General features: G+C 70.6%; 24 protein-coding genes and 1 riboswitch. Of the genes, 14 read left to right on the top strand and 10 right to left on the bottom strand.

The window, feature by feature from the left end; all coding sequences use genetic code 11:
- Positions 1-282: 282 nt before the first annotated feature.
- The 6 genes from AB0D44_RS11140 (at position 283) to def (ending at position 6,152) form a co-directional block, all read left to right on the top strand.
- Entirely contained in the window at positions 283-927 is a 645-nt protein-coding gene (locus AB0D44_RS11140) for a sigma-70 family RNA polymerase sigma factor (RefSeq protein ID WP_362588016.1), read from the top strand.
- Complete coding sequence (rsrA, locus tag AB0D44_RS11135) at positions 924-1,241, top strand: mycothiol system anti-sigma-R factor (RefSeq protein ID WP_362587793.1); 318 nt, start codon at positions 924-926, stop codon at positions 1,239-1,241. The genes AB0D44_RS11140 and rsrA overlap by 4 nt, the downstream gene beginning before the upstream one ends.
- A 207-nt stretch (positions 1,242-1,448) precedes the next feature.
- Positions 1,449-3,071 (top strand): HD-GYP domain-containing protein, encoded by a 1,623-nt coding sequence (locus tag AB0D44_RS11130; protein ID WP_362587790.1) that lies wholly within the window; start codon positions 1,449-1,451, stop codon positions 3,069-3,071.
- Positions 3,068-4,336, top strand: coding sequence for an HD domain-containing protein (locus tag AB0D44_RS11125; protein WP_362587788.1), 1,269 nt, complete (start codon positions 3,068-3,070; stop codon positions 4,334-4,336). Before AB0D44_RS11130 ends, AB0D44_RS11125 begins: the two co-directional genes overlap by 4 nt.
- A gap of 105 nt (positions 4,337-4,441) precedes the next feature.
- A complete protein-coding gene (locus tag AB0D44_RS11120) occupies positions 4,442-5,449 on the top strand; it encodes a hypothetical protein (protein ID WP_362587785.1) in 1,008 nt (335 codons plus the stop codon).
- 58 nt (positions 5,450-5,507) lie between these two features.
- Entirely contained in the window at positions 5,508-6,152 is a 645-nt protein-coding gene (gene def, locus AB0D44_RS11115; protein ID WP_362587782.1) for a peptide deformylase, read from the top strand.
- A 370-nt stretch (positions 6,153-6,522) separates the two neighbouring features.
- Here def and AB0D44_RS11110 read toward each other — a convergent pair whose 3' ends face one another.
- The gene (locus AB0D44_RS11110; RefSeq protein ID WP_362587779.1) at positions 6,523-7,491 is read right to left on the bottom strand and encodes a helix-turn-helix domain-containing protein; all 969 of its coding nucleotides are present in this window, start codon (positions 7,489-7,491) and stop codon (positions 6,523-6,525) included.
- Between the two features lie 81 nt (positions 7,492-7,572).
- On the opposite strand from AB0D44_RS11110, the gene AB0D44_RS11105 reads away from it, so the two are divergent.
- Positions 7,573-7,761, top strand: coding sequence for a hypothetical protein (locus AB0D44_RS11105; protein WP_362587776.1), 189 nt, complete (start codon positions 7,573-7,575; stop codon positions 7,759-7,761).
- Here AB0D44_RS11105 and AB0D44_RS11100 read toward each other — a convergent pair.
- The 3 genes from AB0D44_RS11100 to AB0D44_RS11090 all read right to left on the bottom strand — a co-directional run bounded on the left by AB0D44_RS11100 (position 7,716) and on the right by AB0D44_RS11090 (position 11,913).
- Complete coding sequence (locus AB0D44_RS11100) at positions 7,716-8,732, bottom strand: ribonucleotide-diphosphate reductase subunit beta (protein WP_362587773.1); 1,017 nt, start codon at positions 8,730-8,732, stop codon at positions 7,716-7,718. The genes AB0D44_RS11105 and AB0D44_RS11100 overlap by 46 nt on opposite strands.
- Positions 8,732-11,119 (bottom strand): ribonucleoside-diphosphate reductase subunit alpha, encoded by a 2,388-nt coding sequence (locus AB0D44_RS11095; protein ID WP_362587770.1) that lies wholly within the window; start codon positions 11,117-11,119, stop codon positions 8,732-8,734. Before AB0D44_RS11095 ends, AB0D44_RS11100 begins: the two co-directional genes overlap by 1 nt.
- A gap of 139 nt (positions 11,120-11,258) precedes the next feature.
- Positions 11,259-11,368: riboswitch (cobalamin riboswitch) on the bottom strand.
- A gap of 44 nt (positions 11,369-11,412) precedes the next feature.
- Entirely contained in the window at positions 11,413-11,913 is a 501-nt protein-coding gene (locus AB0D44_RS11090) for a GNAT family N-acetyltransferase (protein ID WP_362587767.1), read from the bottom strand.
- A 61-nt stretch (positions 11,914-11,974) separates the two neighbouring features.
- Between AB0D44_RS11090 and AB0D44_RS11085 the strand changes: the two genes are divergently transcribed.
- A complete protein-coding gene (locus AB0D44_RS11085) occupies positions 11,975-12,577 on the top strand; it encodes a Uma2 family endonuclease (RefSeq protein WP_362587764.1) in 603 nt (200 codons plus the stop codon).
- Between the two features lie 54 nt (positions 12,578-12,631).
- On the opposite strand, the gene AB0D44_RS11080 is transcribed toward AB0D44_RS11085, so the two are convergent.
- The 3 genes from AB0D44_RS11080 to AB0D44_RS11070 form a co-directional block, all read right to left on the bottom strand.
- The gene (locus AB0D44_RS11080; protein WP_362587761.1) at positions 12,632-12,826 is read right to left on the bottom strand and encodes a YbdD/YjiX family protein; all 195 of its coding nucleotides are present in this window, start codon (positions 12,824-12,826) and stop codon (positions 12,632-12,634) included.
- On the bottom strand, positions 12,826-15,045 hold the full coding sequence (locus AB0D44_RS11075; RefSeq protein WP_362587758.1) for a carbon starvation CstA family protein: 2,220 nt from the start codon (positions 15,043-15,045) through the stop codon (positions 12,826-12,828). Before AB0D44_RS11075 ends, AB0D44_RS11080 begins: the two co-directional genes overlap by 1 nt.
- 185 nt (positions 15,046-15,230) lie before the next feature.
- Entirely contained in the window at positions 15,231-15,995 is a 765-nt protein-coding gene (locus AB0D44_RS11070) for a GntR family transcriptional regulator (RefSeq protein WP_362588013.1), read from the bottom strand.
- A gap of 289 nt (positions 15,996-16,284) precedes the next feature.
- Here AB0D44_RS11070 and AB0D44_RS11065 point away from each other — a divergent pair, with 289 nt between their 5' ends.
- The 4 genes from AB0D44_RS11065 (at position 16,285) to AB0D44_RS11050 (ending at position 21,132) form a co-directional block, all read left to right on the top strand.
- Positions 16,285-17,565 carry an extracellular solute-binding protein gene (locus AB0D44_RS11065; protein WP_362587755.1) on the top strand — a complete coding sequence of 427 codons (1,281 nt, stop codon included), beginning with the start codon at positions 16,285-16,287 and terminating at the stop codon, positions 17,563-17,565.
- A gap of 147 nt (positions 17,566-17,712) precedes the next feature.
- Positions 17,713-18,735, top strand: coding sequence for a sugar ABC transporter permease (locus AB0D44_RS11060; RefSeq protein WP_362587752.1), 1,023 nt, complete (start codon positions 17,713-17,715; stop codon positions 18,733-18,735).
- 125 nt (positions 18,736-18,860) lie between these two features.
- Positions 18,861-19,640: a carbohydrate ABC transporter permease gene (locus AB0D44_RS11055; RefSeq protein WP_362588010.1), complete on the top strand. Its 780-nt coding sequence runs from the start codon at positions 18,861-18,863 to the stop codon at positions 19,638-19,640.
- Between the two features lie 7 nt (positions 19,641-19,647).
- Positions 19,648-21,132 (top strand): glycoside hydrolase family 3 protein, encoded by a 1,485-nt coding sequence (locus tag AB0D44_RS11050; RefSeq protein ID WP_362587749.1) that lies wholly within the window; start codon positions 19,648-19,650, stop codon positions 21,130-21,132.
- A gap of 184 nt (positions 21,133-21,316) precedes the next feature.
- Here AB0D44_RS11050 and nagB read toward each other — a convergent pair whose 3' ends face one another.
- Positions 21,317-22,102: a glucosamine-6-phosphate deaminase gene (gene nagB, locus AB0D44_RS11045; protein ID WP_362587746.1), complete on the bottom strand. Its 786-nt coding sequence runs from the start codon at positions 22,100-22,102 to the stop codon at positions 21,317-21,319.
- A 696-nt stretch (positions 22,103-22,798) separates the two neighbouring features.
- On the opposite strand from nagB, the gene AB0D44_RS11040 reads away from it, so the two are divergent.
- On the top strand, positions 22,799-24,268 hold the full coding sequence (locus AB0D44_RS11040; protein ID WP_362588007.1) for a PAS domain-containing sensor histidine kinase: 1,470 nt from the start codon (positions 22,799-22,801) through the stop codon (positions 24,266-24,268).
- A 151-nt stretch (positions 24,269-24,419) separates the two neighbouring features.
- On the opposite strand, the gene AB0D44_RS11035 is transcribed toward AB0D44_RS11040, so the two are convergent.
- Positions 24,420-24,677 carry a WhiB family transcriptional regulator gene (locus AB0D44_RS11035; RefSeq protein ID WP_003953983.1) on the bottom strand — a complete coding sequence of 86 codons (258 nt, stop codon included), beginning with the start codon at positions 24,675-24,677 and terminating at the stop codon, positions 24,420-24,422.
- A gap of 319 nt (positions 24,678-24,996) precedes the next feature.
- Positions 24,997-25,962, bottom strand: coding sequence for a diacylglycerol kinase family protein (locus AB0D44_RS11030; RefSeq protein ID WP_362587743.1), 966 nt, complete (start codon positions 25,960-25,962; stop codon positions 24,997-24,999).
- A gap of 84 nt (positions 25,963-26,046) precedes the next feature.
- Between AB0D44_RS11030 and AB0D44_RS11025 the strand changes: the two genes are divergently transcribed.
- A complete protein-coding gene (locus tag AB0D44_RS11025; RefSeq protein ID WP_362587741.1) occupies positions 26,047-26,508 on the top strand; it encodes a hypothetical protein in 462 nt (153 codons plus the stop codon).
- Positions 26,509-26,526: the final 18 nt, after the last annotated feature.

Below are 26,526 nucleotides of genomic sequence, written 5' to 3'. Positions count from 1 at the left end.
GCCGGAACGGGCCGGAACGGGCCGGAAACCGCGCCCGCACCGGGGAATGCGCCGCCCACACCGTCTGTTGTGCCGGATGTCGGTACGTACGGGAACTTGTCGGAGGAGAGGGAGCGCATGACCCAGGTCATCAGTCAGAACCGTCGGCAGGCCGCTGACCTGGACTGGACGGTTCTCCCCAGCCCCAAGCGCAGCACGCTTCGGGCGGCGGAGGGCCGGGATGGTCGACTATTCTCCGATTCGAGCGGCTCCGCTTTCGGAATCGCCACGCAGTCGGAGGAGGTGGGTCCTGTCGCTGGGACCGACGAAGGCCACGCGGAGGAGACGACCCCGGAGCGCAATGCGCGCTTCGAGCGGGACGCCCTCGGCTACCTCGACCAGATGTATTCGGCCGCGCTGCGCATGACGCGCAATCCGGCCGACGCCGAGGACCTGGTCCAGGAGACGTACGCGAAGGCATACGCGTCCTTCCACCAGTTCCGCGAGGGCACCAACCTGAAGGCGTGGCTCTACCGCATTCTCACCAACACGTTCATCAACTCCTACCGCAAGAAGCAGCGCGAACCCCAGCGCAGTGCCGCGGAGGAGATCGAGGACTGGCAGCTGGCGCGCGCCGAGTCGCACATGTCGACCGGTCTGCGCTCCGCCGAATCGCAGGCGCTCGACCATCTGCCCGATTCGGACGTGAAGGAAGCGCTCCAGGCCATTCCGGAGGAGTTCCGCATCGCGGTCTATCTTGCCGACGTAGAGGGCTTTGCGTACAAGGAGATCGCCGACATCATGGGTACACCCATCGGTACGGTCATGTCACGACTGCACCGTGGCCGCCGTCAACTCCGCGGAATGCTGGAGGACTATGCCCGTGAACGCGGGCTGGTTACCGCGGGCGCGGGAGAGTCGAACGACCGGAAAGGCTCGGGCTCATGAGTTGCGGAGAGCCGCACGAGACGGAGTGCGCTGAGGTCCTGGACCACCTTTACGAGTTCCTCGACCACGAGATGCCCGACAGCGACTGCACGAAGTTCGAGACGCACTTCGGCGAATGCAGCCCCTGTCTGGAGAAGTACGGCCTGGAGCAGGCCGTGAAGAAGCTGGTCAAGCGCTGTTGCGGATCGGACGACGTGCCGAGCGACCTGCGGTCCAAGGTGATGGGACGGATCGAACTGATCCGGTCGGGACAGGCCGTGCCCGATCACGACATCACCGCCGATGTCACCGCGGACAACCCCGCCCCCGGCTGACGCCTCTGCCGGCCGTTCGGCCCTACTGGAACAACATCCGCCCCCGGAACGCCACTTCGTTCACCCGAAGGTGCTAATCCGGGGGCGTCTGTATGCCGCAATGTGAAAATGTGGCCCGCTTCTCAAGGGCCCCCACTTATTCTCCCCATTCGGTGCTGGTTTGATTCGGTACCTGGCTTGCTCGCACCGCACGGGGAGGAGAGCGCCATGCGGGTACTTCCGCCGGCGGCGCGCGCCTACATCCTCTGCGCCGTCCTCGCGGCCCTCGCCTGCGTCGCGCCCGCCTTCACCGATTCCGCCACCCCCTGGGCCGCCGTGGCCCTGCTCGCCGTGCTCTACCTCGGCTGCGAGCTGGTCAGGATCTGCCCGCTGCTGGGCAGCCGGGTGCCCGAGGGCATCGGCGCCTTCTTCCCCGTCCTGCTGGCCGCCGTCCTCCTGCTGCCGCCCGCCGCCGCCGCGCTCGTGGCGCTCCCCGGCGGGTTCGCGGGGACCGTCGTCCAGCGGCCCGCCACGGTGCGCCGGGTCTGGCACGGGGCGCAGCAGGTGATCGCCGCCTGGGTCGCAGGGCAAACGTTCCGGCTGCTGCGCGGCCCGGCCGCCCTGGGCACCTCCGCGCCGTCCGGTCCACCGGGCTCGGCGGACCCGCCCGTCTGGATGGCGGACTTCCCGTACGTGCTGCTCCCCGCCGCGGCCGCGGCCGTCGCCTTCTGCCTGGTGCTCACCGCCCTCGACGGCGGCGTCCTGGCCGCCGCGGAACGCCGGCCCGCCGCCACCGCCTGGCGCGGACTGTTCACCCGGTCCCTCGCCCCGCACTGCGTGCACGGCCTCGCCGGACTGATGATGGCGGTCATGTGGCGCAGCCCCTACGGGCTCCCGGCCGCCCTGCTCGTCCTGCTGCCGATGTACATCTCCTGCTGGGTCTTCGCCCAGTACCACCGCGAACGCGCCGCCCACCAGGCCACCATCCGCGCGCTCGTGCAGGCCGTCGACATCAAGGACCGCTACACGCGCGGCCACAGCGAGCGCGTCGGCCAGGCCTCCGCGATGATCGCCCGCGAGCTGGGCATGTCCGAGGACCGCCTCGAAGTCGTCCGCATCGCCGGGATCCTGCACGACGTCGGCAAGCTCGGCGTCCCGACCCGGCTGCTGCGCAAGGACGGGCCGCTCACCGCGCAGGAGCGCCGGATCATCGAGCTGCACCCCGAATACGGGCACGAGATGGTGCGCGGCATCGGCTTCCTCGGGGAGGCCCGGTCCGCGATCCTGCACCACCACGAGCGGGTCGACGGCTCGGGATACCCCTACGGGCTGACCGGCGAGCAGATTCCGGTGCTCGCCCGCGTGGTGGCGGTGGCCGACGCCTTCGATGCGATGACCTCGACCCGGTCCTACAGCCGGGCCCGGCCGGTGCCGGTGGCCCTGGCGGAGCTGGAGCGGTGCGCCGGCCGGCAGTTCGATCCGGCGATGGTGGACGCCCTGACCGGGGCCATCGGACGGCACGGCTGGCATCCGGTGGTCACCTCCGACGCGGACCTCCAGGTGATCAGCGGCTCGGCTCCGGGCCCGGACACCGCTTGCGGAGCGCTGCCCGCCCTGCCGGGCCAGGGCCAGGGGCAGGGCCAAAGCCAGGGCCAGGGCCAAGGCCCAGTCCAGGGCCCGCGCCCCGCGGCACCGGCTCCGCCCGCCGACCCTCCCCTCCGCGAAGAGGAGCACGGCGAGCACGATGACCACGATGACCACGACGCCGCGCCCACCGCACCCCGGGAGCCGCTCTCCCGCACCACCGGATCCCCCGCACACGTCCGCCGCGGGGCGGGGGACGGGGCGTGAGGGCCACCGCCGTGGGGAGCGTGCGCGGGGCCGCCGGCCTGCTCACCGCCGTCGGCCTGGGCCACACCCTGTGGTACGGCCTCGTCGAACCCGGCATCGCCCTGGCCTTCGGCCTCCTCATCACCATCGGTGAGCTCGCCCGCCGCGACCCCCGCGAGCACCACGCCCCCACCGACCGCCGGCCGGCGCCCCTCGCCTCCGCCGCAGCCCTCGCCTACGCCCTCCTCGGCCAGAACGCCGGGCAGCCCACCCACCACGGGGTCCTCCAGATTGTCGCCGTGGTCGTCGCGGCAGCCCTGGCCGGGATCGTCCCGCACATCGCCCGGGGCCGCGGCCCCGCCGTGGACCACCTCGCCCGCCGCGTCCTCACCGTCGCCTTCGCCGCCGTCTGTTTCCAGCCGCTCTACAACTCCGGCCGACTGGAGGAGCGGCTCGGCCAGGGCCCGTACCTCGTCCTGTTCCTGCTCTGCCTCCTCGGCCTGACCGCCCTGTGCGAGGCCGTCCTCGCCGCCCTCCTCGCCGGGGCCCGTACCGGCTGGCCGTACGGCCCCCTGCTGCGCGACGAGCTGCGCGCCCAGCTCGGCATCGGCTCGGCGATCTGCGCCACCGGCGTGGTGATGGCCCTCGGCGTCGCGGGAGCCGGGCTGTGGGCGCTGCCCGTCTTCAGCGTGCCCCTGCTCCTGACCCAGATGTCCTTCCACCGGATCACCGCGATCCGCACCACCTACCGCCAGACCATCACCTCCCTGGCCCGGGCCACCGAGATCGCCGGCTACACCCCGCCCGGGCACTCCCGCCGGGTCGCCGCCCTGAGCTGCGCCGTCGGCCGGGAGCTGGGCCTGTCGGAGCGGGAGCTCACGGTCCTCGAGTACGCGGCGCTGATGCACGACATCGGGCAGCTCTCCCTCGTCGACCCGGTCCCGGACGGGGCCACCGCCCTGCTGCCCGCCGCCGAGGCCCGCCGAATCGCCGAGCTGGGCGGGGAGGTGGCCCGCCTGACCGGGGTGGCCGCCGAGGTCGCCGTGGTCGTGGAGCGGCAGGCGGACCCCTACCGGGAGCAGCCCGTCGCCGCACGCATCGTGCGCGCGGTGAACGCGTACGACGACCTGGTGGGCGGGGTCCGTCACCCGAGCGGCTCACTGGCGGCCCTGGAAGAGCTCCGCCTGGGCACCGGGCACGACTACCAGCCGGAGGTCGTGGAGTGTCTGGCGAGGGTTCTGGCCAGGGGCGGACGTGACAGAGTTGTTCCCGTCCCACCGGGGTAACCCATGGGTAATGAGCGGCCGTCCGAGCGGGCATGGTTGGATGCCAGTAAGAGTGAGAGTGAGAGTGTCCGCAAGGCTGCACCGTAGGACCGGCAGGCGGGAATCGTGAGGATCTTCGGGAAGGTACGGCATCGGCCCTCCGCCTCGTGGCGGCAGGCCACCGACCGCGCGTTCACGCTGATCGGGGACGGGCGGTACGAGGACGCGGGAGCGCTCCTGACCAGAGCCGCGGACCTGGAGCCCTGGCTGTCCGAGTCCTGGTTCAACCTGGCCCTGTTGCACAAGTTCCGGCACGACTGGGAACAGGCACGGGCCGCCGGACTGCGCGCCGTGGCCCTGCTGGACCGCGAGACGGGCGCCCCGGACTGGTGGAACGTCGGGATCGCCGCGACCGCGCTGCAGGACTGGCCGCTGGCCCGGCGGGCCTGGCAGGCGTACGGGCTGAAGGTGCCCGGCGACGCGCACGGCTCGGGCGCCGGCGGGAAGAACAGCGGCGAACCGGTGGGCATGGAGCTGGGCAGCGCCGCCGTACGGCTGTCGCCCGAGGGCGAGGCCGAGGTGGTCTGGGGCCGCAGGCTGGATCCGGCCCGGCTCGAGGTCCTGTCCATCCCCCTGCCCTCCTCGGGGCGCCGCTGGGGCGAGGTGGTGCTCCACGACGGGGTCCCGCACGGCGAGCGGGTCACCGCGGCCGGGCCCTCGTACCCCGTCTTCGACGAGATCGAGCTGTGGGCGCCCTCGCCCGTGCCCACGTGGGTGGTGCTGCTGGAGGCGGCCGGCGAGGCGGACCGCAACGCCCTGGAGCAGCTGGCTTCGGACGCGGGCTTCGCCGCCGAGGACTGGTCCTCTTCGGTGCGGCTGCTGTGCCGGACCTGCTCGGAGAGCGAGATGCCGAGCGACGAGGGCGACGGGGAGCACCTGGATCCGCACGACCACAGCGAGCCGGGGCACCCGGGGCCGCTGGGGCACCGTACGGCCGGGTCCGGTTCGCTGTGGGTACCCGAGCGGGAGTGCGGCATCGCGGCTCCGGCCGGTCTGGTGCGCGGGCTGCTGGACGGCTGGGTCGCCGACAGCCCGGACACCCGGGAGTGGCGGGATCTCGAGGAAGTCTGCTGAGCCGGGGGCCGTAGGCTGTACGGGCACACCGGTGACTTAGGGAAGGCGTACGGCGGACATGGCGCAGCAGGAGAACGAGGTTGTCGAGGTCGCGGGCGAGGTGAACGACGGGTACGTCGTGGACACCGAGAACTGCGCGGAGCGCGAGCTCGCCCACCGCGAGCGAGGCACCGCCCGCCCCATCACGGTGGTCGGCAACCCGGTCCTGCACCGGGAGTGCAAGGACGTCACCGAGTTCGGCGACGAGCTCGCCCGGCTGATCGACGACATGTTCGCCAGCCAGAAGGCCGCCGAGGGCGTGGGCCTGGCCGCGAACCAGATCGGCGTGGACGCCAAGGTCTTCGTCTACGACTGCCCCGACGACGAAGGCGTGCGCCACACCGGTGTGGTCGTCAACCCGAAGCTCGTCGAGCTGCCCGCCGGCGCGCGGGTGCTGGACGACTCCAACGAGGGCTGCCTGTCGGTCCCGACGGCGTACGCCTCGCTGGCCCGCCCGGACTACGCCGAGGTCGAGGGCCAGGACGCGCAGGGCAACCCGATCAAGGTGCGTGGCACCGGCTACTTCGCGCGCTGCCTCCAGCACGAGACCGACCACCTGTACGGGTACCTGTACATCGACCGTCTCTCGAAGCGCGACCGCAAGGACGCCCTGCGGCAGATGGCGGAGGGCACCCCGCGCTACGAGACGGTCCCCAACGACTGATCGTCCGCCGACTGACCTTCCGCGCACGCAGCGCGCGCACCGCACGTGCACCGCGTACGCACCGCACACGCGGCAGGGCCCCGCTCCCTCTCGGGAGGCGGGGCCCTGCCGCGTTGGCTGCTACTGCTGCGCTACTTCTGCGCGCAGCCCCAACCGCTGTCGGCCGGTACGGCGTTCCAGCCGCTGTCGGTACGGGACATGGGCGGGCCCTCCTGAGCTGTGTATTACGGTGCGCGGCCGGTCGCCGTGCGGGAGCGACGGACCGGGCGTCATCACCGTACGACACCGCTCGACTACACAGGGGACTGGTTTGGGCCAAAGGCGGCCCGGTTCTCGCCAACGCGCGTCCCCGGCCGCCACCGGTGCGGGATCATGCCACGGCCCGGGGGCCCCGGAAGGTGCGCCTGAAGGCGTTCGGGGTGGTGCCGAGCGTCCGCAGGAAGTGGTGGCGCAGGGCGGCCGCGGTCCCGAAGCCGCAGCGGCCCGCGATCGCGTCGACGGTCTCGTCCGTGGTCTCCAGCAACTCCTGGGCCAGCAGGACCCGCTGCCGCAGCACCCACTGGTAGGGGGTGGTGCCGGTTTCCTGCAGGAAGCGGCGGGCGAAGGTACGCGGTGACATGTGCGCGCGCTCGGCGAGCTGCTCGACGGTGATCTCGTCCTCGAGGTGGCGGGCCATCCACCCGATCACCTCGCCCACCGTGTCACAGGCCGTGCGCGGCAGCGGCCGCTGGATGAACTGGGCCTGCCCGCCGTCCCGGTGGGGCGGCACGACCATCCGCCGCGCGATGGTGTTGGCCACCTCGGCGCCCTGCTCCTGCCGCACGACGTGCAGGCACGCGTCGATGCCCGAAGCGGTGCCCGCGGAGGTGATCACCCGGCCCTCGTCCACGTAGAGCACGTCGGGGTCGACGACGGCCCGGGGGTAGCGGCGGGACAGGGCCGGGGCGTGCATCCAGTGCGTGGTGCAGCGCCGGCCGTCGAGCAGTCCGGCCGCGCCCAGGACGAAAGCCCCGCTGCACACGCTCAGCACCCGCGCACCCCGGTCCACGGCCCGGCGCAGGGCCTCGAGGAACGGCTCGGGGTACTCCCGCACGGGCGCCTGCCGGTCGGCGGGCAGGCAGATCAGATCCGCCTCCTCCAGCCGCTCCAGGCCGTGCGCGGGCGCGACCGCGAAGCCGACGTCCGCCATGGTCAGCGGCCCTTCCTCGGCCGCGCACACGGCGAAGTCATACACGGGCAGCCCCTGCGCGCTGCGGTCGATCCCGAAGACCTCGCAGAAGATCCCGAACTCGAAGGGTGCCACGCCGTCGACGAGGGCCACGGCCACGTTGGTGAGCATGACTCCAGTGTGGCAGTAATTCGCTCCTTCATGACAGTCCTGCCACTGTCCGATCTTGCTCGCCCGGCCGAAAGTAGGCCCATGAGCACTTTCCTGAACTACCTCACCGTCCTCGCCCTCGCGGTCCTGCTCCTCGGCCCCTCCCTGTACGGCATGGCCCGTGAACGCAGGATCGACCGGCAGCTGCGCAAGGCTGCTGCCGGCCGATCCACGGTTCACACCGTTCAGAAGTCCTCGTCCAGGTCGACCGTGCCCTCGACGGCGACCTGATACGCCGACGGGCGGCGCTCGAAGAAGTTGGTCAGTTCCTGCACGCCCTGCAGCTCCATGAAGGAGAACGGGTTCTGCGATCCGTACACGGCCGGGAAGCCGAGGCGGACCAGGCGCTGGTCCGCGACGCACTCCAGGTACTCGCGCATCGACTCGGTGTTCATGCCCGGCAGGCCCTCGCCGCACAGGTCGCGGCCGAACTGCAGCTCCGCCGCCACGGCCTCCTTCAGCATGTCGGTGACCTGCTGCTGGAGGGCGTCGTCGAAGAGTTCCGGCTCCTCCTTGCGGACCGTGTCCACGACTTCGAAGGCGAAGTTCATGTGCATGGTCTCGTCGCGGAAGACCCAGTTGGTGCCGGTGGCCAGGCCGTGCAGCAGGCCGCGGGAGCGGAACCAGTACACGTACGCGAAGGCACCGTAGAAGAACAGGCCCTCGATGCACGCCGCGAAGCAGATCAGGTTCAGCAGGAAGCGGCGGCGGTCGGCCTGCGTCTCCAGCCGGTCGATCTTCTCGACGGAGTCCATCCAGCGGAAGCAGAACTGCGCCTTCTCGCGGATGGAGGGGATCTCCTCGACCGCGTCGAAGGCGGCCGCCCGGTCGTCCGGGTCGGGCAGGTAGGTGTCGAGCAGCGTCAGGTAGAACTGGACGTGCACGGCCTCCTCGAACAGCTGGCGCGACAGGTACAGGCGCGCCTCCGGGGAGTTGATGTGCTTGTACAGCGTCAGCACCAGGTTGTTCGAGACGATCGAGTCGCCCGTCGCGAAGAACGCGACCAGACGGCCGATCATGTGCTGCTCGGCCGGCGTCAGCTTCGCGAGGTCCGCGACGTCCGAGTGGAGGTCGACCTCCTCGACCGTCCACGTGTTCTTGATCGCGTCCCGGTAGCGCTCGTAGAAGTCCGGGTAGCGCATGGGCCGCAGCGTGAGCTCGAAGCCCGGGTCCAGGAGGTTCTTGTGGTCGGTGGAGCTCATTACTGGCAGGCCTCGCAGGACTCGGGGTTCTCAAGGGAGCAGGCCAGCGCTTCGGCGTCGACGGCCTGCGGGAGCGGGGTGGCGGCGGCCGGGACGGCCGAGCCGGTCGCGGCACGGGCGATCTTCGTCGCCGGGCGCGAGCGCAGGTAGTACGTGGTCTTCAGGCCCTGCTTCCAGGCGTACGCGTACATCGAGCTCAGCTTGCCGATGGTGGGCGTCTCCAGGAACAGGTTCAGCGACTGGGCCTGGTCGAGGAACGGGGTACGGGCCGCCGCCATGTCGATCAGGCCGCGCTGCGGGATCTCCCACGCCGTGCGGTACAGCTCGCGCACCTCGGCGGGGATCCAGCCGAAGCCCTGTACCGAACCCGAGGCGTCGCGCAGCGCCTCGCGGGTCTGCGCGTCCCACACGCCGAGCTGCTTCAGCTCGTCCACCAGGTAGGCGTTGACCTGGAGGAACTCACCGCTCAGCGTTTCGCGCTTGAAGAGGTTGGAGACCTGCGGCTCGATGCACTCGTACACGCCCGCGATCGAGGCGATCGTCGCCGTCGGGGCGATGGCCAGGAGCAGCGAGTTGCGCATGCCGGTCCGGGCGATCCGGGCGCGCAGCGCGTCCCAGCGCTCCGGCCAGTTCAGCTGCACGTCGTAGTGGTCCGGGTGCAGGACGCCGCGGGCGGTGCGGGTCTGCTCCCAGGCCGGCAGCGGGCCGCTGCGCTCGGCGAGGTCGCAGGAGGCCTCGTACGCGGCCAGCATGATGCGCTCGGACAGCTTGGTGGACAGGGCCTTCGCCTCGGGGGAGTCGAAGGGCAGCTTGAGCTTGAAGAAGACGTCCTGGAGGCCCATCGCGCCCAGGCCCACCGGGCGCCAGCGGGCGTTGGAGCGGCCGGCCTGCTCGGTCGGGTAGAAGTTGATGTCCACCACGCGGTCGAGGAAGGTCACGGCGGTGCGGACGGTCTCGTCCAGGCGCTCCCAGTCGATGTCCCCGTCCACCACGAAGGCGCCCATGTTGACCGAGCCGAGGTTGCAGACAGCCGTCTCGCCGTCGTTGGTGACCTCGATGATCTCGGTGCACAGGTTGGAGGAGTGGACGACGGTGCCCGGCTCGGCGGTCTGGTTCGCCGTGCGGTTGGAGGCGTCCTTGAAGGTCATCCAGCCCTGGCCGGTCTGCGCGAGGGTGCGCATCATCCGGCCGTACAGGTCGCGGGCCGGCATGGTCTTGCGGGCGAGGCCCGCGGCCTCGGCCTTGCGGTAGGCGGCGTCGAACGCGTCGCCCCACAGGTCGACGAGCTCGGGCACGTCGGCGGGGGAGAACAGCGACCAGTCGGCGTCGGCGTTCACGCGGCGCATGAACTCGTCCGGGACCCAGTGGGCGAGGTTCAGGTTGTGCGTGCGGCGCTGGTCCTCGCCGGTGTTGTCGCGGAGCTCCAGGAACTCCTCGATGTCCGCGTGCCAGGTCTCCAGGTAGACGGCGGCGGCGCCCTTGCGGCGGCCGCCCTGGTTCACGGCGGCGACGGAGGCGTCGAGGGTCTTCAGGAACGGCACGATGCCGTTGGAGTGGCCGTTGGTGCCGCGGATCAGCGAACCGCGGGCGCGGATGCGGGAGTACGAGAGGCCGATGCCGCCGGCGTGCTTGGAGAGGCGGGCGACCTGGTGGTAGCGGTCGTAGATCGAGTCGAGCTCGTCCAGCGGGGAGTCCAGCAGGTAGCAGGAGGACATCTGCGGGTGCCGGGTGCCGGAGTTGAAGAGCGTGGGGGAGGACGGCAGGTAGTCGAGGCGGCTCATCAGCCGGTAGAGCGAGGCCACTTCCTCGACGGCCTGGACGCTCTCGTCCTCGGCGAGACCGCAGGCCACGCGCAGCATGAAGTACTGCGGGGTCTCGATGACCTGGCGGGTGATCGGGTGGCGCAGCAGGTAGCGGCTGTGCAGGGTGCGCAGGCCGAAGAAGCCGAAGCGGTCGTCGGCGCCCTCGGCGAGGGCGTGCTCCACCAGCGCGTCCAGCCTGGCCGCGTGCGTGGTCACGAACTGGGCCGTGCGGTCGGCGATGAGGCCCTCGCGGTGCCCGACCGCGACCGAGGCGGAAAACGAGGTGGCGCCCTGGCCGGCGGCCTCGTCGCGGACGGCCAGCGTCAGCAGCCGGGCGGCCAGCTTGGAGTACGCCGGGTCCTCGGAGATCAGGCCGGCGGCAGCCTCGGTGGCCAGGCCGCGCAGTTCGGCCTCGTCGGCGGCGGAACTGCGGCCGCGCAGTGCGGCGGCGGCGACCCGGCCGGGGTCGGTGTCGGGGAGGTCCGCCGTCAGTTCGGTGAGGGTACGCAGCAGCGTGGCCCCCGGGCCCTCGGTGGTGTCGCCAGAAACGGACTCGGCGCGCGGTGCGGAAGGCGCGATGGTCACGGCGGGAGCTCTCCCTCGCTCGGCCCGGTCGACGGCGGGCGGGCACGGGGAGGCGCATGCGGGCGTGGCAGAACGCGTACACCGCATGGCGTCCACCGGCCCAACCGCGAGGCCCGGACGTATCGGCACCCGGTTCGGTCGAGCCGGGTGCGCCGTCGGCAGGTCCTCGGACTTTTCATACCGTTGCGGGACAGTTCCGGATTCGCACCGGATTCCCCTGCGGCGACAGCAGGCATGAGCATACATGTGGGGGCCGCCTCGTGTGCGACCCCCTAGATGTTGTGTCGCCGCGGCTACAGTTCGAGACCGTACGTGAGCAGAGCGAGGCCGGGGAAGGGCTCCCAGTCCCGCGCGGGAGTCCGTACGAAACCGAGGCGTTCGTAGAGCCGGTGGGCGGTCGGCATGTCGTCGGACGTGGACAGCACGAGGCGCCGGACGCCCGCCAGGGCGCGGGCGCGGTCGATGCAGGCCCGTACGAGCGCCTCGCCGATCCCCTGCCCGCGGCCCTCCCGGGCGACGGCCAGCATCCGGAACTCGGCCTCGTCGGACCCCGCGATGTCGCGGAACGAACTCCCCGGCGGGGCGAAGGCCACACCCCCGAGCAGCTGGCCGTCGCTGTGGGCGGCGACGAGTATCTCGCTGTCCGCGGCCCGCCCGGCCACGTCCCGCAGCCGGGCGAGGTAGGGGTCCTCCTCGCCGAAGGTGAGCAGCCCGTCCCCGAGATAGGCCTGCGCGGTGATCGCCCCGAGCGCCTCGTACTCCGCAGGCAGTGCTTCCCTGATCACGATGTCCATGGGGTCGAGTGTGCAGGACGGGTGTCGGTGCCCGGCGCTATCGTCGGATACAGCACCGTCGATGAAGGTGAGTGAGGCATCACCCGTGATGACCGACCGGCCCCACATGCTGACCGAGGAGTTCGAGTCCCTGGCGCGTATAGGCGCCAGAGAGATCGAAGGGCTGCGGTTGGAATTCATCGACGGGAAGCTGGGAGTCAAGGCCGTGCCGGACGGCGGCCACGGACTGATCATCGAGTGGCTCTTGCGCATCTGCATCCAGCACCGACCCGAGCTCTTCCTGTACCCCGAGCAGGGACTGAAGGTGCAGCAGTATCGCGAGGGGCGTGCCAAGCCTGATGGAGTGCTGGCACCGAGTGGCTTTATGAAGGCGCAAGGTGATTGGGTCGACCCGGATTCTGTCCTGATGGTCGTCGAGGTCACCTCGTATGACTCCGACACCGATCGGCGCGACCGTATCGAGAAGCCCCGGGCCTTCGCGGAGACCGGCATTCCGGTCTACCTCCTGATCGACAGGGACAGCTGTGAGGTCTCGGTCTACAGCGAGCCCGACGGGCGGCGGTATGAGACCGTCCGCACGGTCCCCTTCGGGAAGGACATCCACCTTCCCGACCCCGTAGGCATCACCCTCCAGACCGAGCCCCTCAAGGACTGGGTGCGCTGAGCAAGCCGAAGGGTCCTACCGCCAGGCGGTAGGACCCTTCGGGCCGTCACGGGCTCAGCAGCAGCCGAAGCCCTCGCGCGGGTCCGCCTCGCGGGCGTCCGTGCGGGCCCGTTCGAACGCGCGACGGGTCGGGACCTCCGCGTGCGGGTCGTGGGAGCGGGTGTGGGCGACGTACCGGTCGTAGGCCGCCTCCCCCGAGAACTCCCGTACGAAGTACCGCGCCCTCGCCAGTGCGCTGCGCAGGCTCATCAGGCCACCGGCTCCTTGACCCGCCCGCCGCCCGAATCCAGGCCCGCCGCGGCGAGTTCGGCCTTCTCCTCGGCGGTGGGGACCAGCCCTGCGGGAGCGATGATCTTCGACTCCGTCCACGGGACCTCGGCGAGCTTCGCCGACTCCGGGTTGCTGATCGCCTTGAAGCAGGTGCGGGCCGCGTCGGCCAGCACGATGACGATCAGCAGGGCGAAGAGGGCGCACAGGACCCCGTCCACCGTGGCGTTGGTGACCACCGTGTGCATCTCGTCCATGGTCTTGGCGGGCGGCAGCACCTTGTCGGCGTCGATGCCGGCCTGGTACTTGTCGCGCTGGGCGAAGAAGCCGACCCGGACGTCCTCGGAGAAGATCTTCTGGTAGCTGGCCGTGAGCGTCACGGTGGCGTCCCAGGCCAGCGGAACCGCCGTCACCCAGGCCCACTTGAGCCGCCCCGACTTCACCAGCAGCGTGGTGCAGACCGCCAGGGCGACGGCGGCCAGCAGCTGGTTCGCGATGCCGAACAGCGGGAACAGCTGGTTGATGCCGCCCAGCGGGTCCTTCACGCCGACCCACAGGAAGTAGCCCCAGCCGCCGACGACGACGGCGCTGGCGAGCCACACGCCGGGCTTCCAGCTGACGTCCTTGAAAGACTTGTGCACGTTGCCCAGGGTGTCCTGGAGCATGAACCGGCCGACCCGGGTGCCGGCGTCCACCGTGGTGAGGATGAACAGCGCCTCGAACATGATCGCGAAGTGGTACCAGAACGCCTTCATCGAGCCTCCGCCGATCACCGAGGCGAAGATCTCGGACATTCCGAGGGCGAAGGTCGGCGCGCCACCGGTGCGCGAGAGCAGGCTCGTCTCCTCCACGTCCTTCGCGGCCTGGGCCAGGGCCTCCGGGGAGATGGCGAAGCCGAAGTTCGTGACCGCCTGCGAGGCCGATTCCACCGTCGTGCCGATGACGCCGCCGGGGGAGTTGATGGCGAAGTAGAGCCCGGGCTCCAGGATGCAGGCGGTGATCACGGCCATGACGGCGACGAAGGACTCGGTGAGCATCGCCCCGTAGCCGATCATCCGGACCTGGGTTTCCTTCTGGATCATCTTCGGGGTGGTGCCCGAGGAGACCAGTGCGTGGAAGCCCGACAGGGCGCCGCAGGCGATCGTGATGAACACGAACGGGAACATCGAGCCGGCGAAGACCGGGCCGTCGCCGCGCGAGGCGAAGTCGGTGACGGCGGGCATCTTGAGGGTGGGCATCGCGATGAACACGCCGAGGGCGAGCAGCGCGATGGTGCCGACCTTCATGAACGTGGAGAGGTAGTCGCGCGGGGCGAGCAGCATCCACACCGGCAGCACCGAGGCCAGGAAGCCGTACGCGATCATCCAGATGACCAGCGTCTCCTTCTCCAGGGTGAAGGTGTCCGCCAGCGAGGACTCCGCGACCCAGCCGCCCGCGACGATGGCGAGCAGCAGCAGGGCCACGCCGATCAGTGAGACCTCGGTGACCCGGCCGGGTCGCAGGACGCGCAGGTAGAAGCCCATGAAGAGGGCGATCGGGATGGTCATGCCGATGGAGAAGACTCCCCAGGGCGAGTGCGCCAGGGCGTTGACGATGACCAGCGCGAGCACGGCCAGCAGGATGATCATGATGGCGAAGACGGCGAGGAGGGCGGCGGCTCCGCCCACGGGGCCGATCTCGTCCCGGGCCATCTGGCCGAGCGAACGGCCGTCGCGCCGCGTGGAGAAGAACAGCGTCACCATGTCCTGCACGGCGCCGGCGAAGATCACGCCCGCGACGATCCAGATCGTGCCGGGCAGGTAGCCCATCTGCGCGGCGAGCACCGGTCCGACGAGCGGTCCGGCACCCGCGACGGCGGCGAAGTGGTGGCCGAAAAGGACCCGTCGGTCGGTGGGGTGGAAGTCGACACCGTTGTCAAGGCGTTCGGCGGGGGTGGCCCGCGTCTTGTCCACCTTCAGGACGCGGTGGGCGATGAACCGCGAGTAGAAGCGGTAGCCGATCGCGTACGAGCCCAGTGCGGCGGCGAGCAGCCACGCGGCGGAGATCTCCTCGCCGCGCGACAGGGCCAGGACGCCCCAGCCGACGGCCCCGACGAGTCCGACGAGCACCCACACGGCGATGGACTTCGCAGAAGGCGAGCCCGGCCTGGTGCCCGGACCCGCCGCGTCCCGCTGTGTCCCAGTTGCTTCCGGTTCAGGCATGACCCTCGTCCCCTCGTCGATCATCTGCGTAAGCGCAGGGAATCTACGGGGTATTGCCTGGTGAACGTAAGACCCCGTCCGTATTCCGGTATTCCGGTTCCCGGTATATAGGGACGGAACACCGGCGGGTCTCCGGCGGGTCTCCGGCGGCCCTCAGCCGCCCGCCCTCAGTCGGCCGCCCGCCCTCAGACGGCGGGGCGCTTGAGCCGGGCGACGAACTTGTACCGGTCGCCGCGGTACACCGACCGCACCCACTCCACGGGCTCCCCGTCCGCGTCGAGGGAGTGCCGGGAGAGCATCAGCATCGGCAGGCCGACGTCGGTGCCGAGCAAGCCGGCCTCGCGCGGGGTCGCCAGCGAGGTCTCGATCGTCTCCTCGGCCTCGGCGAGGTGGACGTCGTAGACCTCGGCGAGGGCGGTGTAGAGCGAGGTGTACTTGACGAGCGAACGGCGCAGGGCGGGGAAGCGCTTGGCCGACAGGTGGGTGGTCTCGATGGCCATCGGCTCACCGCTGGCCAGCCGCAGCCGCTCGATGCGCAGGACCCGTCCACCGGTGCTGATCTTGAGGAGCCCGGCCAGGGTGTCGTCGGCCGTCACGTAGCCGATGTCCAGCAGCTGGGACGTCGGTTCCAGCCCCTGGGCGCGCATGTCCTCGGTGTACGAGGTGAGTTGCAGGGCCTGCGAGACCTTGGGCTTCGCGACGAAGGTGCCCTTGCCCTGGATCCGCTCCAGGCGGCCCTCGACGACGAGCTCCTGGAGGGCCTGGCGGACGGTGGTCCGCGAGGTGTCGAATTCGGCCGCGAGCGTGCGCTCCGGCGGCACCGGGGTGCCGGGCGGCAGGGTCTCGGTCATGTCGAGCAAGTGCCGCTTGAGTCGGTAGTACTTGGGTACACGCGCCGTGCGGGTGGCCGCCCCGCCTTCCGGCTCCGTGATCGCCCCTTCGGTGGCCATCGCCGCCCGCCTTCCCGACTCCAGTTTCGCTGCCGTCACCGGCTCCTCCGATATGTGCGGTCACATCGTGACACGTGCGGGGGGACAGGCCTTCTCTCTCCCCAGGTGTCGGTCCGATAACGGACCGAGCACCCGCTCATTAGACCCTTGACACCCCTAAAGGTCTAGGCCAAGCTCCAGCTACTGGTCTAAACCAATATGGATCAGATCCCGGCCCCACGGCAGTACTTCGCGTATGTCACCGCGGCGGGCAAGGGAAGTGCAGGCAGGCATCCCTGAGGAGGGTGGCGTGAAGCGCAAGCTCATCGTGGCGGTCAGTGTGGCGGGCATGTTGGCGGGAGTCGCGGCGTGCGGCAACGGCGACGACGGCAAGGCCACGGCCGACGCGGGCCCCAAGGAGATCACCGTCTGGGTGATGGACGGCTCCGCGCCGAAGGCCTGGATCGAAGAGGTCAACAAGGAGTTCTCGGCCAAGCACCCCGGTGTCACGGTGAAGGTCGAGGAGCAGAAGTGGACCGGCATCCAGGAGAAGGTCACCACCGCCCTCTCCGAGAACACCCCTCCGGACGTCCTTGAGCTCGGCAACACCCAGACCGCCGGCTACGCGGTCACCGGCGGCCTCGCCGACCTGACGAAGGACAAGGCCAAGCTCGGCGCCGACGCCTGGCAGAAGAGCATGCTCGCCTCGGCCGAGGTCGACGGCAAGCTCTACTCCGCCCCCTGGTACGCCGCCAACCGCGTCGTCATCTACGACAAGAAGGCCTTCGAGAAGGCGGGTGTCACCCCGCCGAAGACCCGCGACGAGTGGATCGCCGGCCTGGAGAAGCTGAAGGCGGCCGACCCGGCCTCGCAGCCGATCTACCTGCCGGGCCAGAGCTGGTACGTCCTCGCCGGCCTGATCTGGGACGAGGGCGGCGACCTCGCCGTCAAGGACGGCGGCAAGTGGAAGGGCGGACTGGGCACCCCGCAGGCCGCCTCCGCGATGGAGTTCTACAAGAAGCTGCAGTCCTTCTCCACCGCCCCCAAGGACAAGGACGAGGCCAACCCGCAGCAGTCCACCGACATCGTTCCCAAGGGCGGCGTCGCCTCCTGGATCGGTCTGGGCTGGGAGGCCGGCGGCGCCGAGAAGGCCCTGAAGGAGGCGGGCAAGGAGGCCGACTTCGGCTACTTCCCGATCCCGGGCAAGACCGCCGACAAGACCAGCACCGTCTTCCTCGGCGGCTCGAACCTCGCGGTGGCCGAGCGCTCCAAGAACAAGGAGCTCGCCAAGGAGTGGCTGGCCCTCGCCGCAGGCAAGGACCAGATGACCAAGTACGCCGCCGAGACCAAGGGCGCGCTGCTCCCGAACCAGGCCGGCGCCAACTTCACCCCCGCCCCCGGCTCGTTCGCGGAGGCCATGGGCAAGGCCGGGGTCAACGGCAAGATCACGCCGGTCACCGCGGGCTGGGCGAACGTCGAGACCGAGCCGAACCCCATCAAGGAGTTCATGACCAAGGTCCTGAAGGGTGAGGACGCCGCCAAGGCGGGCGCGGACGCGGACAAGGAAATCGCGAACCGCATCAACAAGTAGTCCCGCCCCGCAGTACCGGCTGCACCCGCAGCACCCGCACCACCCAGCAGTGTGAACGCACCGGGGGGTGCGGCGGGCGCCCGCAGCGCCTGCCGCACCCCCGGTCGCGCATGTGACTCCACAGTCAACCGCGAGGAAACGAAGACCATGACTGTGCACTCCCAGGGGGCGGCGACCAGCGCTCCACAGGACGCACCGATGAAGTCCGCCGTGCCGCCGCCGAAGGCACCGGTCAGCGGGAGCGACCGCGGCCGTACGTCTCCTCGCGGGGCCGGCAGGTCGCTCCCGTCGGGGTGGCTGCCCTACCTGCTGATCGGGCCCGCGGTGCTCAGCCTCGCGACCCTCCTGCTCTATCCGCTGATCAAGAACGTGATCCTGTCCTTCCAGGACATCAACAAGATCGAGTTCATCCAGCGGAAGTACCCCTTCGCCGGGCTCGGCAACTACACCGAGCTGCTCGGCGACGTGAACTTCTGGACCGTCGTCGCCCGGAGCTTCGGCTTCACCCTGGCCAACGTCGCACTCATCATGGTGTTCGGCAGCCTCATCGGCATCCTGCTGAACAAGCTCGGCAAGAAGATGCGCCTGGTCCTGTCGATGGCGCTGGTCATGGCCTGGGCCATGCCGATCGTCGCCTCCGTCCAGGTCTTCAAGTGGCTGTTCGACGAGCAGTTCGGCGTCATGAACTGGCTCATGCGCACCGCCGGCTTCGCGGGCTACGAGCAGCACAACTGGATGGAGACCGGCCTCTCCACCCTGGTGATCGTCACGATCCTGGTGGTCTGGGGCTCCATCCCCTTCGTCGCGCTCAACATGTACGCCGGCCTGACCACCGTCAGCTCCGAGCTGTACGAGGCCGCCCGGATGGACGGCGCCAACGGCTGGCAGACCTTCTGGAAGATCGTCTTCCCGAACCTCAAGCCCTTCTTCCTCGTCACCACGTTCCTCGAGGTGATCTGGGTCTTCAAGGCCTTCACCCAGGTCTACGCGATGAACAAGGGCGGCCCCGACCGCGCCTCCGAGATCCTGCCGGTCTTCGCCTACGTCGAGGGCCAGAGCCAGGCCCACTACGGCCTCGCCGCCGCGATCTCCGTCCTGACGATCGTGATCCTCGTGGTCGTCATGTCCTTCTACTTCCGCCTGATCCTGAAGCAGGAGGAGGAGCAGTGAGCACGACCACCGCCCCGAAGCCCGCGCCGTCCGGCCCGCCCGCGCCGTCCGCCCGGCCCGCGCAGAAGCTCCGCACCCGCCGGCCGGTCCGCCCGGGAGCCGTCGCCAAGAACCTCGGCGCGCTCCTGCTGGCCCTCGTCTTCGTCTTCCCCGTGTACTGGATGTTCTCCTCGGCGCTCAAGCCGTCCGGCGAGATCCTCACCAAGGACCCGGTCTTCGTCTTCACCCCGACCCTGGACAACTTCACCAAGGCCACCGGGGTCGACCGGTTCTGGACGTACGTCACCAACAGCGTCCTGGTCACCGTCGGCGCCGTCCTGCTGGCCCTGCTCGTCGCGCTCGCCGCGAGCTTCGCCATCGCCCGCATGAAGTTCAAGGGCCGCAAGGGCCTCGTCCTCGCCGTGATGATGGCGCAGATGGCCCCCTGGGAGGTCATGGTCATCGCGATGTACATGATCGCCCGCGACAGCGAGATGCTGAACAGCCTCCCCCTGCTCACCGCGATCTACTTCGTGATGGTCCTCCCCTTCACCATCTGGACCCTGCGCGGCTTCATCGCCGCCGTCCCGGTGACCCTGGAGGAGGCCGCCCAGATCGACGGCTGCACCCGCGGCCAGGCCTTCCGCAAGGTGATCTTCCCGCTGCTCGCCCCCGGCCTGATGTCCACCTCGCTCTTCGGCTTCATCACCGCCTGGAACGAGTTCGCGATGGTCCTGATCCTGAACAAGGACAAGTCCGCGCAGACCCTGCCGCTCTGGCTCACCGAGTTCCAGACCGCCTTCGGCAACGACTGGGGCGCCACCATGGCCGCGTCCTCCCTGTTCGCCGTGCCGGTCCTGCTGATCTTCATCTTCCTCCAGCGCAAGGCCGTCGGCGGCATGACCGCCGGCGCCGTGAAGGGATAACGGCACCATGACTGTCCTTGCGCACCGGGTCGACACGGTCACCCGCGACGCCCTCGCCGTCCTCCAGCCCGGCTTCGAGGGCACCACCGCCCCCGCCTGGCTGCTCCGCCGGGTCGGCGAAGGCCTCACCGCCGTCGGCCTGTTCGGCCGCAACATCGCCTCGCCCGAGCAGCTCGCCGCCCTGACCGCGCAGCTGCGTGCGGAACGCGAGGACGTGCTGGTCGCCATCGACGAGGAGGGCGGCGACGTCACCCGCCTGGAGGTCCGCGGCGGCTCCTCCTTCCCCGGCAACCTGGCGCTCGGCGCCGTCGACGACACCTCCCTCACCCGGGAGGTGGCCCGCGAGCTGGGCCGGCGCCTCGCCGAGTGCGGGGTCAACCTCAACTGGGCCCCGTCCGCGGACGTCAATTCCAACCCGGACAACCCGGTGATCGGCGTACGGTCCTTCGGCGCCGACACCCACCTCACGGCCCGGCACACCGCCGCGTACGTCGAGGGTCTCCAGGCCGCCGGCGTCGCCGCCTGCACCAAGCACTTCCCCGGCCACGGCGACACCAACGTGGACTCGCACCACGCGCTGCCGCGCATCGACGTGGACCTGGACACCCTCCAGGCCCGCGAGCTGGTGCCCTTCAGGGCCGCCATCGAGGCCGGTACCAAGGCGGTGATGAGCGCGCATATCCTGGTGCCCGCCCTGGACCCGACCCGCCCGGCCACCCTCAGCCCGCAGATCCTGACCGGTCTGCTGCGCAAGGAGCTCGGCTACGAGGGGCTGATCGTCACCGACGGCATGGAGATGAACGCCATCGCCGGGACGTACGGGATCGAGCGCGGCTCGGTCCTGGCCATCGCGGCCGGCGCCGACGCGATCTGCGTGGGCGGCGGGCTCGCCGACGAGGCGACCGTGCTGCGGCTGCGGGACGCGCTGGTCGCGGCCGTACGGGAGGGCGTGCTGCCGCAGGAGCGGCTGGCCGAGGCCGCCGCCCGGGTCCGCGCGCTGGCCGAGTGGACCCTCCGGGCCCGGCAGGAGGCGCGGCCGGAGGGGAGCCGCGCGTCCGGCGTCGGCCTGGAGGCGGCCCGCCGGGCGGTGGCCGTCACCGGTGCGGGGGGCCCGCTCACGGCCGCCCCGTACGTGGCCACGCTGGCCCCCGTCGCGAACATCGCGGTGGGCGACGAGACCCCGTGGGGCGTGGCCGCCGAACTGGCCGCGCTGGTGCCGGGGACGGCCGCCGGCGTCTACCCGGAGGGTGCCTCGGCGGGGGACGTCCTGGCCTCGGCGGGGGCCCGGCCCGTGGTCGCGGTGGTGCGCGACGCGCACCGGCACCCGTGGATGACGGAGGTGCTCGACGCGCTGGTCGCGGCGCGGCCCGACACGGTGGTGGTCGAGATGGGCCTCCCGCGGGCCGAGCCGCGGGGCCGCCTGTACGTGGCGACGCACGGGGCGTCCGCGGCGTGCGGCCGGGCCGCCGCGGAGATCCTCGCGGGCGCGTAGCCCCGCCGCCGCTTCCGGGGCGCCGCCCGGAGCGGGGCGGCGCCCCGGGTCTTTGAGCCCCGCCGGCGATTGGGGCGCGGGGTGGGGCAGCGTCCGGGAGCCCCGCGCAGCGGCACCCGCACCCGCGACGCACGAAGGGCCGGGCCCCCGGAGAGGGGAGCCCGGCCCTTCGTGGCGGCCGGGCCTACAGACCCTGCCAGGCCGGCTTGTTGGCGTACGTGTGCCGGAAGTAGTCGGCCAGCTTCAGCTTCGAGGCGGCCGCCTCGTCCACCACGACGGTCGCGTGCCGGTGCAGCTGCAGGGCCGAGGCCGGTACCAGCGCGGACAGCGGACCCTCGACCGTCTGCGCGACGGCCTCGGCCTTGCCCTCGCCGGTGGCCAGCAGCACCAGGTGGCGGGCGTCGAGGATGGTGCCGATCCCCTGCGTGATGACGTGGTGCGGCACCTGGTCCATGTCGTCGTCGAAGAACCGCGCGTTGTCCACGCGGGTCTGCTCGGTCAGCGTCTTGATCCGGGTGCGGGAGGCCAGCGAGGAGCACGGCTCGTTGAAGCCGATGTGCCCGTCCGTGCCGATGCCCAGCAGCTGGAGGTCCACACCGCCGGCCTCGGCGAGCGCGCGGTCGTAGGCCTCGCAGGCGCCGACGATGTCCTCGGCCGAGCCGTCGGGTCCCATGAAGGAGGCCTCGGACAGCCCGAGGGGCTCGACGACCTCGCGCAGCACGACCGCCCGGTAGGACTCGGGGTGCCCGGCCGGCAGGCCCACGTACTCGTCGAGCTGGCAGATCCGCGCCTTGGACGCGTCGACCTCACCCGCCCGGACCTTGGCGGCGAGGGCCTCGTAGATGGGCAGCGGGGTAGAGCCGGTCGCCACGCCGAGCAGGGCGTCGGGCTTGCGGCGGAGCAGTGCGGCCATGGCCTCCGCGATGAGTTCGCCGCCTGCCTGGGCGTCCGGGACGATGACAACTTCCACGCGGGGCCTGCCGATCTCAGAAGGGTGTGGGCGTGTGGTGGTATAGACCAATCTAGCAGAATCGGGCCCGTCGCACGCGGGTTCGCACCCATTTCCATGGTGGTCCGAATCCCCGCGGGCGCATCCCGGCGGGCAGGCCATCGACGGCATGGAGAGGGGGTGGCCGGGGGGTGCGGCTAAGCCGCTGTGGGTGGACCGCTGAAGGGCGCCCAGGCTTGCCAGGAGTGGCGGCGCAGGCGGGGAGACCGGGGTAGTCGGCAGGAGCCCCTGACGGGCCACGGGCGCCGGTCAAGGGGGCGTCAACGCGCTCGGGGCGCGGGATAACGGGAGGCAGGGCGATTTCCTCGCCGCGATTTCCTCTGGGCCACGGTGCCCGACGGGACCCTCAACCCGTCCGGCACCGTAGCCCGGAGTACTTACGGCCGAGGGTGTGCGGTTCCCGCGGCCGGTTGGGAGGTGCCTGCGCGGTCAGGGCAGAGCGCGCGGCTTACCTCGATCCGTCCTCCTGTGCGGGGAGGGCGGAAGCTTAGAGCAATTGTGGACTAGACCATTCTGTTCTGTCCATCCAATGACAGGACCCGGAATGCCGTCACTTCCTCCAACAGTACGCGCCCGAGGCCCCTCCTGTGTACTCCCGAGTACATCCGTGGGGAAAGTCATGAGGCGTACCCGGGGTACGCTCGCAACGTGCCCTCCATGAACGACCTCGTACGCCAGCACACCGCTCTCAGTGAAACCGAACTGGAGTGGCTGCACCTGCTGGTCTCGGAGTGGCAGCTGCTCTCCGACCTGTCCTTCGCCGACCTGGTGCTGTGGGTGCCCACCCTCGACGGCACCCGGTACGTCTCGGTCGCGCAGATGCGCCCGAACACAGGCCCCACCTCGTACCAGGACGACATGGTCGGGCACCTGGTGCCGCGCGGCCGCCGCCCCCTGCTGGACGCGGCGCTCGACGAGGGCCGCATCGTGCGCGAGGGCGACCCGGAGTGGCGCGAGGAGGTGCCGGTGCGCGTCGAGTCGATCCCCGTGCGCCGGGAGGGCCGGGTACTGGGCGTGATCGCCCGCAACACCAACCTGCTCACTGTGCGTACACCGAGCCGGCTGGAGCTCACCTACCTCCAGTCCGCCTCCGACCTGGCCCAGATGATCGCGGCGGGCTCCTTCCCGTTCCCCGGCCAGCAGGTCGACATGGACGCCTCGCCGCGCGTCGGGGACGGCCTGATCCGCCTCGACGCGGACGGTGTGGTCACGTACGCCTCGCCGAACGCGCTCTCCGCCTACCACCGGCTCGGCCTCGCCTCCGACCTGGTCGGGCAGCACCTCGGCGACACCACCACCGAACTCGCCCCCTCCCGCGGCCCGGTGGACGAGGCCCTGGTCAAGCTCGCCAGCGGCTGGGCCCCCAGGGAGACCGAGGTCGAGGGCAACGGCGGGGTCATCCAGCTGCGCGCCATCCCGCTCAAGCCGAAGGGCACCCGGATCGGTTCCCTGGTGCTGTGCCGCGACGTCACCGAACTGCGCCGTCGCGAACGTGAACTGATCACCAAGGACGCGACCATCCGGGAGATCCACCACCGGGTGAAGAACAACCTGCAGACCGTGGCGGCGCTGTTGCGGCTCCAGTCCCGGCGCATGGATTCGCCGCAGGGCCGCGAGGCGCTCAACGAGGCGGTGCGCAGGGTCGGTTCGATCGCGATCGTGCACGAGACGCTGTCGCAGAACCTGGATGAGCGGGTGGAGTTCGACGAGATCGCCGACCGGGTGATCGCGATGGTCTCGGAGATCTCGCCGGGCAAGGTCGACTGCCGGCGCACCGGCCGGTTCGGGATCCTGGACGCGGAGGTCGCCACTCCGCTGTCGATGGTGCTGACCGAGATCCTGCAGAACGCCCTGGAGCACGCCTTCACCCAGGGGGAGCGGGGCACCGTGGAGGTCTCGGCCGTCCGCAGCGGAACCGGTCGCACCGACGGGCGGCTGCTGATCACGGTGCTGGACGACGGCAGCGGCCTGCCCGAGGGGTTCGATCCGCAGCGGGCCGGCAACCTCGGGCTGCAGATCGTACGGACCCTCGTGGAGGGGGAGCTGGGCGGCACGTTCGACATGGTCCGCGCCGAGCCGCGCGGCACCAAAGTGGTCCTCGACATACCGTCCAGCCCGCAGAAGTAACGTCGGCGGCCTCCGTCACCCAGTGTGACGGATCAGTCCCGGGACAGCACTGAGCCCCGGACCGAAGGGTTCCCGGTCCGGGGCTCAAGAGCACGTTGCAAAGCGCTTATACGGGTACTACGCGCTGCGCGTCGAGGCTCGAAAGTCGTTGTCAGGCGCTGGCGTTGCGCGCCCGGTTGCGAGCGGCGCGGCGCTTCATCGCACGGCGCTCGTCCTCGCTGAGACCGCCCCAGACGCCGGAGTCCTGACCGGACTCGAGCGCCCACTGCAGGCACTGCTCCATGACGGGGCAGCGGCGGCAGACGGCCTTGGCTTCCTCGATCTGCAGCAGCGCAGGACCGGTGTTGCCGATGGGGAAGAACAGCTCCGGGTCTTCCTCACGACAAACGGCGTTGTGACGCCAGTCCATGGCTGCTACCTCTCTTGATGTGACTTGCACGTTGCTTGTGAATGTGAACGCTTTCACGAATCCCCCCGTGGGGGAAGGGCCGACACCCAGTTGCCTGGTGTGGTCCGAAGATTCGTGGAGGGGTTCTGGCGGTCTGTGTGGGTGCCGGTTCTGCGGGCTGTCCCGATCGCCATGTAGAGATTCGCAAACCTCGGACGGGGATACAACCCCTTCCGGAAAGTTTTTTTTGATTCGTCGGTGTCTACTAGGTCACAGCCCTACTTCGTGGGGGTGGACCGGCGTGTAAACGTTCGAGTGAAAGGACTTTGGCCCCTTCCACTCACACAATCACACGCAGTGCCCGCCGTACGCCTGTGAACCGAACGCTGGTGCGCAGACCGAGGTGGTCTCCGTCCATCTGGAACGGAAGGGGAACCTTCGAATGCAAGGTGAAGTCGGTCAGATCGTGCAGAGACACCGCGTGCTTGCCGTGCGGACCTCGTTCAGGAGTCGAGGTCAGAAGCTGTGTCGCGTAGCGCGCGACGGCCGGAGTTGACAAACGATTGAGGGCCAGTACGTCAAGCGCAGTATCGAACGACGCCTCCGGAGAGGCGTAAAGCGGGCGATTGCCCAGAAACGTCCACGGCGAGGTGTTGCAGACTATGGACAGCACCAGATCCGTCACCGGATCCGCGCCCGGCCGCTCCAGGGTGACCGTGCCGTGTCGGCGGTTCGGCTCGTCCCAGAACTGGCGCACGAGCTGTCGTACGTACAGGGCGTGCGTCGAACGCTTGCCGCGTTCGCGCTGCTGTTCGACCCGCCCCACGACGCCCGCGTCGAAGCCGAAGCCCGCGCAGAAGGTGAACCAGCGGGCCGGGACCGACTCGTCCTCCGTGCCCGGGGTGCCGGCCGCCAGGCCCAGGCCCACGATCCGCTCGCGCTGCTCCCGCAGGGCGTCCAGCAGGGCTCCGGTCGCCTCGACCGCGTCGTTGGGCAGGCCGAGCGCGCGGGCGAAGACATTGGTGGAGCCGCCGGGCACCACGGCCAGCCGGGGCAGCCGCTCCGGATCCGGCCCCTCGTGCAGCAGTCCGTTGACCACCTCGTTGACCGTGCCGTCGCCGCCGAGGGCCACCACCAGGTCGAGCCCTTCGTGCGCCGCCCGGCGGCCCAGGTCCCGGGCGTGGCCCCGGTACTCGGTGGTCACCGCCTCCAGCTTCATCTCGCTGGCCAGGGCGTGGGTCAGGACGTCGCGCGTGCGCGCACTGGTGGTCGTCGCTGCTGGGTTGGCCACGAGAAGTGCACGCATGAGCGCCAGACTACCCACCCCTTCGAAACGCGACCCTACTGCCCGTCCCCTCCGGCCTCCGGGGTGCGCGGCTACCCTGCTGGAGTGAGTAAGAAGCAGCCCGCGAAAGCCGCCGCCCCCGCCGCCACCCCCACCACCGAAGCCTCCGCTCCGCTGCCCGGCCGGCTGACCGCCGCCGCCGCGCTGACGGCCCTGGAGGGCCTGGCGCTGGCCGGCCTCGGCGTCTACATGCTGTTCGTGGGCATCGCCGGCGACCCCGACTCCCCGCAGCAGGCGGAGACGGGCGGCATCACCCTGCTCGCCCTCGCCGCGCTGCCGCTGATCGCGGCCCGCGGGCTGCGCCTGGGCCGCCGCTGGAGCCGCGGCCCCGCGCTGATCACCCAGCTGATGGCGCTGCCGGTGGCCTGGACGCTGTACAGCACCGGCGGCGCGATGGTCGCCGCCGCGGTGGCCCTGGCCGTGGCGGCGGTGGCGGTCGCGGCCCTGCTGGTCAATCCGACGGCGACCGAGGCGCTGGGTATCGGGCCCGGCGAACAGGCCCGATAGTCTCGTCCGTTTCCTCCC

The sequence above is a fragment of the Streptomyces sp. NPDC048349 genome (assembly GCF_040651925.1).
Taxonomy (GTDB): Bacteria; Actinomycetota; Actinomycetes; order Streptomycetales; family Streptomycetaceae; genus Streptomyces.
This window is presented reverse-complemented; position numbering and strand designations above follow the sequence as displayed.

Excerpts from the sequence above, each read along its gene's own strand:
- AB0D44_RS11085 (WP_362587764.1), top strand. The coding sequence starts at position 11,975 with ATGAAGGTGAGTGAGGCATCACCCGTGATGACCGACCGGCCCCACATG.
- AB0D44_RS11030 (WP_362587743.1), bottom strand. The coding sequence starts at position 25,962 with ATGCGTGCACTTCTCGTGGCCAACCCAGCAGCGACGACCACCAGTGCG.
- AB0D44_RS11110 (WP_362587779.1), bottom strand. The coding sequence starts at position 7,491 with ATGCTCACCAACGTGGCCGTGGCCCTCGTCGACGGCGTGGCACCCTTC.
- AB0D44_RS11070 (WP_362588013.1), bottom strand. The coding sequence starts at position 15,995 with ATGGCCACCGAAGGGGCGATCACGGAGCCGGAAGGCGGGGCGGCCACC.
- AB0D44_RS11100 (WP_362587773.1), bottom strand. The coding sequence starts at position 8,732 with ATGAGCTCCACCGACCACAAGAACCTCCTGGACCCGGGCTTCGAGCTC.
- AB0D44_RS11040 (WP_362588007.1), top strand. The coding sequence starts at position 22,799 with ATGAACGACCTCGTACGCCAGCACACCGCTCTCAGTGAAACCGAACTG.
- AB0D44_RS11035 (WP_003953983.1), bottom strand. The coding sequence starts at position 24,677 with ATGGACTGGCGTCACAACGCCGTTTGTCGTGAGGAAGACCCGGAGCTG.
- AB0D44_RS11130 (WP_362587790.1), top strand. The coding sequence starts at position 1,449 with ATGCGGGTACTTCCGCCGGCGGCGCGCGCCTACATCCTCTGCGCCGTC.
- AB0D44_RS11105 (WP_362587776.1), top strand. The coding sequence starts at position 7,573 with ATGAGCACTTTCCTGAACTACCTCACCGTCCTCGCCCTCGCGGTCCTG.
- rsrA (WP_362587793.1), top strand. The coding sequence starts at position 924 with ATGAGTTGCGGAGAGCCGCACGAGACGGAGTGCGCTGAGGTCCTGGAC.
- AB0D44_RS11090 (WP_362587767.1), bottom strand. The coding sequence starts at position 11,913 with ATGGACATCGTGATCAGGGAAGCACTGCCTGCGGAGTACGAGGCGCTC.
- AB0D44_RS11080 (WP_362587761.1), bottom strand. The coding sequence starts at position 12,826 with ATGAGCCTGCGCAGCGCACTGGCGAGGGCGCGGTACTTCGTACGGGAG.
- AB0D44_RS11075 (WP_362587758.1), bottom strand. The coding sequence starts at position 15,045 with ATGCCTGAACCGGAAGCAACTGGGACACAGCGGGACGCGGCGGGTCCG.
- def (WP_362587782.1), top strand. The coding sequence starts at position 5,508 with ATGGCGCAGCAGGAGAACGAGGTTGTCGAGGTCGCGGGCGAGGTGAAC.
- AB0D44_RS11060 (WP_362587752.1), top strand. The coding sequence starts at position 17,713 with ATGACTGTGCACTCCCAGGGGGCGGCGACCAGCGCTCCACAGGACGCA.
- AB0D44_RS11050 (WP_362587749.1), top strand. The coding sequence starts at position 19,648 with ATGACTGTCCTTGCGCACCGGGTCGACACGGTCACCCGCGACGCCCTC.